This window comes from Legionella sp. W05-934-2 (assembly GCF_964199965.1).
GTDB lineage: Bacteria > Pseudomonadota > Gammaproteobacteria > Legionellales > Legionellaceae > JAFIFT01.
Genome location: NZ_CAXMZT010000015.1, coordinates 1 through 12,006, shown reverse-complemented (window position 1 = coordinate 12,006; position 12,006 = coordinate 1). Strand labels below are relative to the sequence as shown.

Below are 12,006 nucleotides of genomic sequence, written 5' to 3'. Positions count from 1 at the left end.
GCCCGCATGAAGCGAAGCAAAATGCGGGGAAAACATTATTCAACTCTCCAATATTTAGACGCCGACTCAACAAAAACGCGATCAACGTTTCCACTCGGATCATCCAACGTTCTAAAGCTCAACACCAGAACCAATGATAATCCGAGCAAGAAGAGGGCGAGCGGAATTTGGTTTGACTCTGGAAAGATGGCGACAAGCGCGCTGGCTACCGAACAAGTAATTAACTGAATACTGCCATATAACGCGGTCGCAATGCCCAAATGTTTTTTGACATTATTAAAGGCAAGCGCTGCTGAATTGGGATAAATGAACCCTTCCCCCAGAATGATTAGACTTGCGGGAATGCCCAGTGTGGCAACAGTCATTGTGCCCAAAAAACCAATGATCAACATCACCAATGAGGCACTCACCATGATGGTTTGTCCAATCTTAAGGAGAGTTGCAATCGAAAAATAACGAAGGAGGTAACTATTGGCTATTGTGCCTATCAAATAACTCAATGCCACAGCAAACGAGAGCCAACCAAACTGAACAGCGTTCAGGTGTAGCGTGTCTTGGAATAAGAAGGGAGCGGCAGTGTTGAAGGCGATGGTCGCTGCAAACGTCACAGCGGTTGCCAACACATGTATTATAAAAAAGCGATCATTCAAGAAATGCATATAGCGGGAAATCACCCGAGAAACCGCTAAGCGGGTAGTGGGATTTGGATTTGTTTCTGGCAACGTGGCAAATAAATACAGGATCATAGGCAGGGGATAGAGAAATATGAGATAAAAGTTAGCTCGCCAGCCTAAATAATGTTGGATATAGCCACCAATGGTTGGGGCAATTATGGGCACTAGCGACCAAACCATGGACATATAAGCGGATACAGCAATCAGGGCTTTTCCACGATAGCTATCTCGCGACATGGCTGACGTCGCCACGACGATCCCCCCACTGGCGATGCCGTTGACTAAGCGTCCAGCGAGTAGCCAATGAATCTCGGTAGCCAGCGCACATAACAAACTGGCTGCTAGATAAAGCCCTAAATTGAATAACACAATTGGGCGCCTGCCATAGCGATCGGATAAGGGGCCAAATAAAAGTGGGGATAGTCCAAAACCGAATAAATAAAGCGTCAGTGTTTGCTGCAGATAACTTGCCGGGGCGCCAAAATAGTTGGTCATGGCGGGTAAAGATGGCAAATACAAATCCACCGCAAACTGTTCCACCGTCGTAAGAAACAAAATGACAAAAAGTAACCGGGGATAAGGTTGTACCATGATTATCGAACAAGGAAGAAATGGATTTCCATTGTATCATTTTTGACACCATTCGGAAACGTTTTTACACCATGGCTCGATGTGCTTACTAGACATTTTTATCAATTCATGCAATGGTAATAACCAGTTACGCTGTCATCATTGGCTGGATGCTGTAATATCAGGAAACTTGCATTTTGAATGATCATGGGTATATAAGGGAATGTCCCTCACGTTATGGACAACGGATAGGCTAGAAGGAAGGCGAGAGATTATGGGACAGGAAATTTCCTCTTCAACATTTTGCCGCAGTGACTTTGAGCAGTTTGAACAGCGATTAAAGCGCGAAACGGACATTTTAAGCAACTGGTTTGCGGAAGATGTGTTTGATTGCAACCCACTGCAAATTGGTGTGGAGCTGGAGGGATGGTTAATCGATAAACACGGTTTTCCTGCTAGCAAGAGCGAGCCCATGATTGCGGCTGTCAATGACAAAAACGTTGTGCCAGAACTGGCAAAATATAATTTTGAAATCAATACAAAAGCGATCTCCTTGGGGCACTTTTGCTTAGATGAACTGTACCAAGATTTAAAACAAGTTTGGCAGCGTTGCTGTAACGAGGCCAATCAACTCGATGTGTCGGCGATAGCGATTGGGATTTTGCCAACCGTCCAACAAAGCATGCTTGTGGCAGAAAACATGTATCCTTGCCAACGGTATTATGCACTAGAAGAGGAAATTAATTTTTACCGAAAAGGACAGCCAGTTATGGCTGAAATTCAAGGCATTGATCATTTCCAGACATCCTTTTATGGATTACTCTTGGAATCGGTTAACACTTCTTTGCAAATCCATGTGCAAATTTGTCTCGCTGATTCGGTTAGGATGTATAATGCCTCGCAAATCATTGCTGCGCCGATGGTTGCCGTGTCGGCCAATTCCCCTTATTTATTCGGCAACAACTTATGGTGCGAAACAAGGATCCCTATATTTGAACAGTCAACCGCCATTCCCCATTCTAAGAATGGTAGCCAGGCAACTTATAAGCGCGCGACATTTGGGCAACAATTTGTGGCGTCATCGTTAATGGAATTATTTTCCGAAAACCTCCATGATAATTTGATTTTGTTACCGGAATTGTCCAATGAACCAGAAGAGCAGTTGCACCATTTAAGGCTACAAAATGGCACCATTTGGCGTTGGAATCGCCCTTTGGTGGGGATGGATAATCCAGCTAAACCCAATTTAAGAATTGAACATCGAGTCAATCCAGCAGGGCCCAGCATGATAGACAGTATTGCCAACGTCGCCTTGTTTCTAGGGTTATTAAATTACTATGCAAGAAAAGAAGTACCGCCTGAAACCGAGATAACATTTGAAACAACAGCCAGTAACTTTTATCGTGCGGCGAAAGATGGCCTTGATTGTGATTTAATGTGGTTAAACCAAAAGCAGATAGATATCACCACATTGTTGCTGGAAGAGCTAATTCCCAATGCAAAAATAGGGTTAAAAACGCTCGATTTCGACCAAGAACTCATTGACTATTACTTAACGATTATCGAAGAACGCGTGAAGCGTCGATTGACGGGCTCGCAATGGCAACGAAAATTCATCGCAAAATATGGCCGTGACTTTAACAATATGGTATATTTTTACCTCGATAATCAAACCCAAGAAATACCTGTATACCAATGGAACATTTAGACCCCAAGCTTACGATTATTCATACATTACCCGATGGATTTTTAACCATTGATCCGCGCGATCTCATGACATTAATGCCTAACCCCACGATAATCGATTTGAAAAGCACCCATGATAAGCCACCTTTATTTGTCTCAATCCTATTGCATGGCAATGAAACAACGGGGTTTTATGCATTACAGCACTTGTTAAGCGATTATTTATCGGGTGATAAGACCTTGCCTCGGGACTTGATTATTTTGGTTGGCAATGTGTATGCGGCTAAATTATTCCAAAGACGGCTCGTGGGCCAGGTGGATTATAATCGTATTTGGGCTGGCGGCTCGCGGCCTGAACATCTCATAGCCAATCAAGTGCTCAATTATCTACGCGCTCGAAAACCGTTTGCGGGCATTGATATTCATAATAATACCGGCAGCAATCCGTTTTACAGTTGTGTGAATACCTTAGGGTTTGATTCGCTTCATTTAGCAAAATTATTTAGTAACCTCGTGGTATATTTTACCAGACCCCATCAAACGTTATCGGTAGCACTGAACCAGTTTACAACAGCTATCACCATAGAAAGTGGTCGTTCTGGCAAAGAGGCTGGCATTGAGCGTGTGTATCAGTTTGTCGAAGAGGTTTTAAATCTTCCCCAGTTGGAAACAAGTCGATTAACCAATAATGATGTGGCCATGTTTCATAGTATTGCACGAATCTATGTGCCTAACGAAGCTACCATCACATTCGATAAATTACCTCAATCCAGTTATGGATTCACGTTTATCGAAAACATCGAGAGCATGAATTTTCTTGAATTGTCAGAAAATACATGCATTGGTTGGCGTCATCAGGTCGACTTGAAGTTGCAGGTTATCAATGAACAGGGTGAGGATGTGAGTGACGACATGTTCCATTATGACAATGGCGAAATTCGGGTGAAACGTCCGATAGTTCCGGCGATGTTTTGTACGAGCGAGACAATCATCCGCCAGGATTGCTTTGGTTATATCATGCAACGGTATTCGATTGACTAAATTCCCGTTAAAGAAAATGATTTTTTTTCTACTGATCCATTAGAAAATGGCTTTTCTGCATTACCTTTATTTCTAGATGGCTCAAATAGACTAAAAGGCGACACGCAATTTTCCTCACCCATTGTGCTGGCGGATTGACTCGCATACTTTCGATGAAGTGGATTAAATTGAATCGTTTTTTGGTCAAGCCAACTCAAGTCTTCAATTGTTGTAGAATGGACTTTTAATTGTTCACTGGCATCTTTGGGCGTGATTCGTTCACCATGTTTAGGAAGACATAAACCTTCCAGCAAATGCAAAATTAACGCTTGTTGTTTCGTATCAAATGGCAATTTAGCCAACTTTTCAGGTATGTCATGCATGAAATCTAATGGTGGGGATTGATACGGAGAAGGAGCGAAACAGCCTAGCATCATGAGAATACTTTTACCCAATGCGTGAAAATCTGACTGTTGATCATTGACCGCATTCTCTTCTGATAGCGCTTCTGGTGCGGCAAACGATAGATTACCGATCCCATAACAGTCCTTGGCATCTAACTGTTTCACTGCATGCCCGAAATCAATGACAACTATCCCTTGCTTGGTTAATAGAAAATTATCCGGTTTCACATCACGGTGAGCCCATCCATGTTGATGGAAATTATCTATGGCAACTAGCATGTGGTAGATAAGACAGGCCCATTGTTCGGGCGAAAGATTTGGATTGTCTTGAACAAATTGATCCAGATTAACCCCATCAATGTACTGGATTTCAATGGTAAATTGTTTGGTTAACGGCTTTTTGCTAAATGCTGATCCGCGGTATCCGGATGTGGGCTCTTCGTGGGTTTGAATGAGTAATCCATGGTCTTGTAAGCAATCAATTTCTCTTTTAACTTGTAACGCTTGGCTATCGGTCGCCTTGATAACTTTCACAATAGAAAAACTATTAGGATTTGATACAAAATAGGTAGTGGTTGAATAATCCGGACTATAGGCAATTTTTGTTTTCATGATGCATCAAATTTATAAAAAACATTCATTATAGCAATTAATGATCACTATGTATATCAAATATCATTTCAAACAAAATGCAGTCACATGTTTTGGGCAGTTATTTATTGTAGGGCTGTCGCTGGGTATATTTTGGTTTTGAGCCACATGACAAGGTTTGCTATTAAGATACCCGCGAGGACGTTGAAAAAACGTCCCAACACAACGTCTGTGGTTCCCTCCTTTAAGCCAACTAATAGCATGATGGCAATTGCTGAACCCGCATGGTTGCCAACACCTGCAATCGGTGAGCCAGAGCCGATGATGCACCCACTGATGAAAAAGCCGATGGCTAAGGCGATTCCGGTTATGAGCAAATCACCCCCAGCGTAATAGGCCACTAATAAACCGCAACTGGCAGCAAGTATTTGCCCGATGAGACGCATGAAACTTTTCTTTTCCGTGTCCGTAGCACTATCTTCCATGATGATTAAAAGCGTAATCGTTGTCCAAAAGCCATAGGGGTATTTCCAAATTAACCAAGATAGGAATGTGAGCGTAGTAGGTATGCTGATGATGAGCGTATCGATAAGCGACTTGGAAGACCAGTGTATTTTTTTGAAAACTTGGCTAATTTTTTCTTTAAATCGAGGCGCTATAAAGGCATCGGAGTCTTTTTGTAAACTTAAGACAATGAGGTTAACGCCGGCATAGACAAAGATACCAAATATGACCTCTAGTGTTCGAAACAAAGCAATGTCTTGTAAGTTGCCCATCGCTTTCGAGGCGATGACAACCACCGCCGTGAATCCAGCCACCACGGAAGCGTATTGATAAGGTTTCGTTTGCAGTCCGACGTAGGTTGTCAAAGTGATAAAGATAAGAAAAATGGAACTTAACCAGAAGAGATTATCATGTATTAAGTAGGCAAAGATTAAACCGACTAACGCACCGAGGCAAGTGCCCCAAAAGCGAAGCACTGCCTTGACCATGGTGTCCGATAACATTGACTGGGTAATGGCTGAAACGGTGACAACTGACCAATAACCTTCGGGCCAATTCATCCACTGGTAGGTTAAAAAGCAAATAAGACCAGCCACCATCATGCGCATGCCGGTGATGAGAGAGTGGCTGGGAAGCGTCATGATTAATCCTTGTTTGACAAGCTGTCTGCCAGAATTGAAACCAGTTGAGTGATTTGCGCTTGTTCAATAATCAAGGGTGGTGATAAGACAATAGTTTCACCGGAGTAACGGACTAAAGCACCTTTATCAAAGGCAGAATTAAACACGTCCCTGGCTCGTTGACCGGGCGCTCCTTCTATCGGCTCAAGCTCAATCGCTGCAGCTAAGCCAATATTGCGTATATCAACGATATGGGGAAGCCCGCGTAAACTATGAACGCTGTGTTGCCAAAATTCCGATAGCTGCTGGGCGCGGTGATATAACCCTTGTTCCTCAAAGACGGTCAGGCTTGCAAGTGCGGCAGCACAGGCAAGTGGATGGCCTGAGTAGGTATAACCATGAAACAGTTCAATGCCATTTTGCGGCGCTGAGTCAACAATCGTATGATAAATATCATCGCGAACGATGGCAGCGCCCATTGGCACTGCACCATTTGTGAGTCCTTTTGCCGTGGTAATAATGTCAGGAATGACATGAAAAAAAGGTGCGGAAAAAGGGCCGTCAACTCGACCAAATCCGGTAATGACCTCATCAAAAATTAATAAAATATCGTGCTCATCGCAAAGCGTTCGTAATCGCTGCAAATAGCCTTGGGGAGGAACTAATAATCCCGTTGAACCAGCAACCGGTTCAACGATAACAGCAGCAATATGGGGGGTGTTGGCAATGATATCTAATAGCGCATCTGCCAGATGTGCTCCCCATGTGGGCTGGCCTTTGGAAAAGGCGTTATGTGCTATATCGTGGGTGCTTGGCAAATGAGAGACATTGGATAATAACTGAAATCCTTTCTGGTTAGTTGCAATTCCGCCAACGGAAATGCCGCCAAAGCCAACACCATGATAGCCACGTTCTCGACCAACGAAATGCTGACGTTCCGGTTTGCCGCGAGCATGTTGATAAGCCATGGCTATTTTTAAAGCGGTGTCCACCGACTCTGACCCTGAATTGGTGAAAAAGACATGATTGAGTGGTTCAGGGGCAATTTGTGCGAGTTGTTGGGCGAGCTCAAAGGCTTGTGGGTGCCCCATCTGAAAACCAGGGGCGTAGTCCATAGTGGCGGCTTGTTGCTGAATCGCTTCCGTGATTTTGGGTTGATTATGTCCTGCATTGACACACCATAATCCCGCTGTTCCATCTAAGATGAGTCGGTTATCATTGGTGGTGTAATACATGCCATCTGCTTTGACTAGCAGTTTCGGATGCGATTTAAAATAACGATTTGCGGTAAATGGCATCCACAGTGATTCAAGTTGATTCATCGACAATCCCTTCTAATTTGTAAAAATGTGCTTTGGTTAACTTGACGACAACGCCGGATAGCCCCAGTAACCCAATAAGATTGGGGATAGCCATGGCACCATTCATGGTGTCGGAAAAATTCCACACGAAGTCAACTTTCAAAAATGCACCCAAAGCTATGGCAAAACAGAACATAAAGCGATAGGGGACTCGCGCTTTTAAACCAAATATATATTCAATGCATTCTTCCCCATAATAAGACCAACCGATCATGGTTGAATAAGCAAAAATAGCGATAGCAATAGTGACAATCAAGGCGCCATATCCTGGCAAACCTGTTTCAAATGCAAGCGAGGTAAGATTACTCGATGTTGCGCCACTGGTCCACACCCCTGTTGTGAGAATGACAAGTGCCGTTAAGGTGCAGATAAGCAGGGTGTCAAAGAACACACCTGTCATGGCAATTAATCCCTGGCGAACAGGACTATTCGTTTTAGCCGCTGCATGTGCAATCGGAGCGCTGCCGAGACCCGCTTCGTTAGAAAAGACCCCTCGGGCAATACCAAAGCGCATGGCAGCCGCAACCGTTGCACCGGCAAAGCCGCCAAAAGCGGAAGTGGGGGAAAAAGCATGATTAAATACTAACGCCAATGCAGACGGGATTTGTTCAGCATGCAATATTAAAATGATCAGTTCGGCACTGACGTAGAAAATCCCCATCAGCGGTACTAATTTTTCCGTCACTTTGCCGATTCGTTTAATGCCACCAATGATAACAATCCCCGTGAGCACCGCTAAGATAATTCCTGAGAGATAAGGCGGGATACCTGCGGTGGACTCTAAAACCAAGGCCACTGAGTTGGATTGTACCATCGAGCCAATGCCAAAGGCGGCAAGGGAGCCCATTAAGGCAAATAGCCACCCAAGCCATTTTAATCCGAGGCCTTCAGCGATATAACGCATGGGGCCGCCTTGCATGGTTCCATCGGGTAATAAATGTCGATATTCGACTGCAAGTACTGCTTCGGCATATTTGGTTGCCATGCCAACAAATGCGCAAATCCACATCCAGAAAATAGCACCCGGCCCACCCAGAAATATGGCCGTGGCAACACCGGCAATATTGCCAGTGCCGATTGTGGCAGATAAGGCCGTGGTTAATGCTTGGATGGGGGGGATATCGCCTGATTCAGTTTTATCCGAACGTTGAAATAATAATCCCAATGCCATCGGTAATTTAATTAACTGAAGAAACCCCAAACGCAGGGTTAAATAAGCCCCTGTTCCTACCAAAAAGGCAAGCATATAAGGACCCCAAACGAAAGCATTTATGGTATTTAGCATGGCATTGAAATCCATCTCCACTCCGGGTGCTTGGTTCATCAATATTGATTATGAAATGATTGACGTCATTGGTCAATGACGCTTAGTTTTAATGCGGTATTGTCAGGATTCCTCAGAAATCATAGCCAGGATTAGCGAAGCGCTGAGGAATCCTGATATATTTTTGTTCAATAAGAAAATTTGGCAAAACCAAAGAGAACCCCCTCGCCCGCGAGAAGATTTATTGTGATATTATGTTGTTCCTCGCGGGAGAGGGTTGGGGAGAGGGAACAAGAAGGTTACGGAAAAATAGTACTGATACTGAAAGGCATCTTTGGTATCATCTTCGAGCAAATCGACTTGGTTTTAAATTTAAAAGACAAGTTCCAATTGGCAGGTATATCGTTGATTTTATATGTATTGAAAAGCGAGTCATTATTGAGGTAGACGGTGGTCAACATCTTGATAACCAAGCATATGATATAGAGCGTACTGCTTGGCTAAATACACATGGATACAAGGTGTTACGTTTTTGGAACAATGAAATTTTACAGGAAACCGCATCTGTCCTTGAAGTTATTATGAATATTCTTTCTGACTGACAGTATCGCCTTTTACCCTCTCCCCAACCCCTAAGTGATCCCTACAAAAATTGAACAGATAATATTTCATCGTCTAAACCACCTTGTTTAAGCTCACAGAAATCTAGCTCAGAAATAAATTTCATATAACCGCTCCTAATTGCCTCAAGTGCCAAAAATATCAGTGATAGTACGCGCTTATGCTTAATTGAGTTAGCTTGAAAATCACAATGTAGCCCTTTTTTCTCTAAACATAATCCAATAAGCCATAATATTACAGAAGCAAGAAATCCTATAAGCAACTGCAGTATCAAGCGCATTGGATCAAATGCTCTACTTTCTCTTATTCCCAAGCCCCATTTCGGATCCTTAGAGTCTCTGAAGTCGTGTTCAATTTTCATACGCCTTTTGTAAATAGCCATTATTTTTCCTGCGGGTATTTCAAGTGATGATGCAATCAACCAAGGCTTTTTTGCTGCATTACGATAATCTTTTTCTTTCCTGCCATGCTTAATTTTTCTTACTTTTACAGGCTGCTTCTTTACCGCCTCTTCAAATTTTTTATAAAGATACAACTGACTATCCAGTTTATTTGATTTAGCTAATTTAACCCCACCAATTGCTTCTGGCTCTGATGTGGCTTGCTCATAAAGGCTGGTGCAAGGTTTCCAATCATCTTCTTCTCGGAGTGTATAGTGCATGGTTGAAAGAATACGTCCAACATAGTCCCAATTTTCTGTTTCAACTTGTATAAAAAAATCCGTTCTAAATCCTGCATCAACAATAATACAAATGTCTCGATTTTCAGGTAAAACCCGTTTTAAATTTCTTAAAAAAGTTTGATGGCTGTCTCCCGTGCTCAATGCGCTTTCCGGATAAATTTCTTCATAAACCGTGATACATCGACCTTTCCGAATAATGCTTGCACGTAGCAGGTGATGTTGATGTGCGACCATGCTGGACCAATCAATCGCTATAAATAACAACTTCTCCTGGCCGATGACCCACTCATTAATTGCCTTATATATAAACAAGCGCTCTTTGTGAAGATGTCCGTTACTGAGCAAATAATCTATTTCTTTAATCTTGCTTTTGGGTTTAATCTCTTTGTTCATATATCTGCCCATAGAGGTTAAATCCAGATTTGCACCGCTCATAACACTTGATACCGCCGTCATTACCGACTTTAGTCTTCCTTTATGTTGAATTGCTCCTGATTTATCTAAAATATTATGTAATAATTCTGTGTGTTGCATGATGCCTCTTGTCTTATACGTTCGTCAGAAAAACATATTTGATCATGTGTCATCATGTAACACAAACTCTTTTTTAGCTCATTTAATGCACAAAATTATCCCGAATTTATTTGTTCAAAAATTGTGTGGATTACTTAGCCCCAACCCTCTCCCGCGAGCAAGATTTTACCCCGGTGTGACCGGTACATAGGTAACAAACTTGACCGGATACATCGGTAACAAAACTGTATCATATTTTATACATTTTTTGTTCCCTATCATTAAATATCGCAATGGGCATGAAAGAGTAGTGGATGTTCCACTCCTCTTCACTTCTGGGGATAAGTCCTACTGTCTCGCCCACTAATAGCTCAGATAAAAAAATTTCTTTTCCCAACCATTTGATTGTGCCATTTGTTCTGACTTTTCTTGTTTTTACATGCCTAGTATCATATTCAATTTGGGGCAGTTGCGTTGGAAATGAACGTTCAGAGTGGTTGTATAGCCATGATGGTCTTTGAAAGCCTATGCCTTCATGGGGTCTTTCTTGGTTATATTCCCATCTAAATTCATCGAAACGTTTCTGTTGGGCTTGCTGATTATCCATTACTGGAAGAGTTGTTTCATTTTTTAAGGTAAGGTGCATGCGCTCATGCCTACCATTCTCTTCTGGGTGCCCCTTTCTGATTCTCTCCGGGATTATTCCAAGCCTAATCAACCAAATAGAAAGTCTCGATAAACCAGCAATTCCAGTGCTCGCAAAAGGAACTCCATTGTCGCTTTTAATCGCTTTCGGTAATCCATACTCTTCAAAAATCAATTTGAGTGCTTCTTGTGTCTCATGACTTGAGATGCGTTTGAATGCTCGAACCTCTAAAAGATAACGACTAAAGTTGTCCGTAACAGTTAAGGGGTAACACCTTTGTCTATTTCTCAGGTAAAACTGTCCTTTGAAATCAATACTCCATACATCGTTAGGGTTCGTACACAATGCGAAAGGTTCTTTGTAAGGCGCCACATGACTCCTCTTTCTACGCTTTCTAACAAGACCGTTTCTTTTGAGAATATCGTCTATGGTGCTTTTTGCCGGCCAATCAACATTTGAATATTCTTGAGAAAGCCAATTCAAAATCTTTTTTCCACCCCATGTTTTGTGTTTATCACGAACATCTAAAATGCTCGACTCTTTCCAGTCAGCTGTTTTTCGACCATGATGATGGGGTGCTCTAGAGCGTTCTTTTAAGCCATCTAAGCCTTCTTTTTGGTATTGCTCTACGTATTTGTATCCAGTCTTTCTACTTATTCCATAAAACAAGCAGAGTTCATTAAATGAATCAAAGCTGTCATCTAAATAATTGGCTATGAATTTAATCTTTTCTGTCATAGGTTCAGTCTCTTTCCAAGGCATCTCAGACTCCTAAGCGTTCATCTGAGAATATGTTAACTGTTACCTATGTATCCGGTCACTTGTGTTACCGATGTATCCGGGTCGGACC

At 42.5% G+C, this 12,006-nt stretch carries 10 protein-coding genes; 3 read left to right on the top strand and 7 right to left on the bottom strand.

What is annotated here, in order from left to right:
- Window positions 1–35: 35 nt before the first annotated feature.
- Window positions 36–1,265, bottom strand: coding sequence for a multidrug effflux MFS transporter (locus tag AB3348_RS14090; RefSeq protein ID WP_367608251.1), 1,230 nt, complete (start codon window positions 1,263–1,265; stop codon window positions 36–38).
- A 253-nt stretch (window positions 1,266–1,518) separates the two neighbouring features.
- On the opposite strand from AB3348_RS14090, the gene AB3348_RS14085 reads away from it, so the two are divergent.
- Both AB3348_RS14085 and AB3348_RS14080 read left to right on the top strand, forming a co-directional pair.
- A complete protein-coding gene (locus AB3348_RS14085) occupies window positions 1,519–2,952 on the top strand; it encodes a glutamate-cysteine ligase family protein (RefSeq protein ID WP_367608250.1) in 1,434 nt (477 codons plus the stop codon).
- Complete coding sequence (locus AB3348_RS14080) at window positions 2,940–3,971, top strand: M14 family metallopeptidase (RefSeq protein WP_367608249.1); 1,032 nt, start codon at window positions 2,940–2,942, stop codon at window positions 3,969–3,971. The genes AB3348_RS14085 and AB3348_RS14080 overlap by 13 nt, the downstream gene beginning before the upstream one ends.
- Here AB3348_RS14080 and AB3348_RS14075 read toward each other — a convergent pair.
- The 4 genes from AB3348_RS14075 to AB3348_RS14060 form a co-directional block, all read right to left on the bottom strand.
- Window positions 3,968–4,966 carry a protein kinase gene (locus AB3348_RS14075; protein WP_367608248.1) on the bottom strand — a complete coding sequence of 333 codons (999 nt, stop codon included), beginning with the start codon at window positions 4,964–4,966 and terminating at the stop codon, window positions 3,968–3,970. The genes AB3348_RS14080 and AB3348_RS14075 overlap by 4 nt on opposite strands.
- 104 nt (window positions 4,967–5,070) lie before the next feature.
- Window positions 5,071–6,090 carry an FUSC family protein gene (locus AB3348_RS14070; protein WP_367608247.1) on the bottom strand — a complete coding sequence of 340 codons (1,020 nt, stop codon included), beginning with the start codon at window positions 6,088–6,090 and terminating at the stop codon, window positions 5,071–5,073.
- Between the two features lie 2 nt (window positions 6,091–6,092).
- Window positions 6,093–7,391 (bottom strand): aspartate aminotransferase family protein, encoded by a 1,299-nt coding sequence (locus tag AB3348_RS14065; protein ID WP_367608246.1) that lies wholly within the window; start codon window positions 7,389–7,391, stop codon window positions 6,093–6,095.
- A complete protein-coding gene (locus AB3348_RS14060; protein WP_367608245.1) occupies window positions 7,378–8,754 on the bottom strand; it encodes an alanine/glycine:cation symporter family protein in 1,377 nt (458 codons plus the stop codon). The genes AB3348_RS14065 and AB3348_RS14060 overlap by 14 nt, the downstream gene beginning before the upstream one ends.
- Window positions 8,755–8,948: 194 nt before the next feature.
- Here AB3348_RS14060 and AB3348_RS14055 point away from each other — a divergent pair, with 194 nt between their 5' ends.
- Window positions 8,949–9,296, top strand: a complete 348-nt coding sequence (locus AB3348_RS14055) for an endonuclease domain-containing protein (RefSeq protein ID WP_367608244.1) — start codon at window positions 8,949–8,951, stop codon at window positions 9,294–9,296.
- Window positions 9,297–9,337: 41 nt separating this feature from the next.
- Here the strand turns inward: AB3348_RS14055 and AB3348_RS14050 are convergent, their stop codons facing one another.
- Together AB3348_RS14050 and AB3348_RS14045 are read right to left on the bottom strand one after the other, a co-directional pair.
- Window positions 9,338–10,531: an IS4 family transposase gene (locus AB3348_RS14050; protein WP_367608243.1), complete on the bottom strand. Its 1,194-nt coding sequence runs from the start codon at window positions 10,529–10,531 to the stop codon at window positions 9,338–9,340.
- 229 nt (window positions 10,532–10,760) lie between these two features.
- Complete coding sequence (locus AB3348_RS14045) at window positions 10,761–11,918, bottom strand: DDE-type integrase/transposase/recombinase (protein ID WP_367608242.1); 1,158 nt, start codon at window positions 11,916–11,918, stop codon at window positions 10,761–10,763.
- Between the last annotated feature and the right edge of the window lie 88 nt (window positions 11,919–12,006).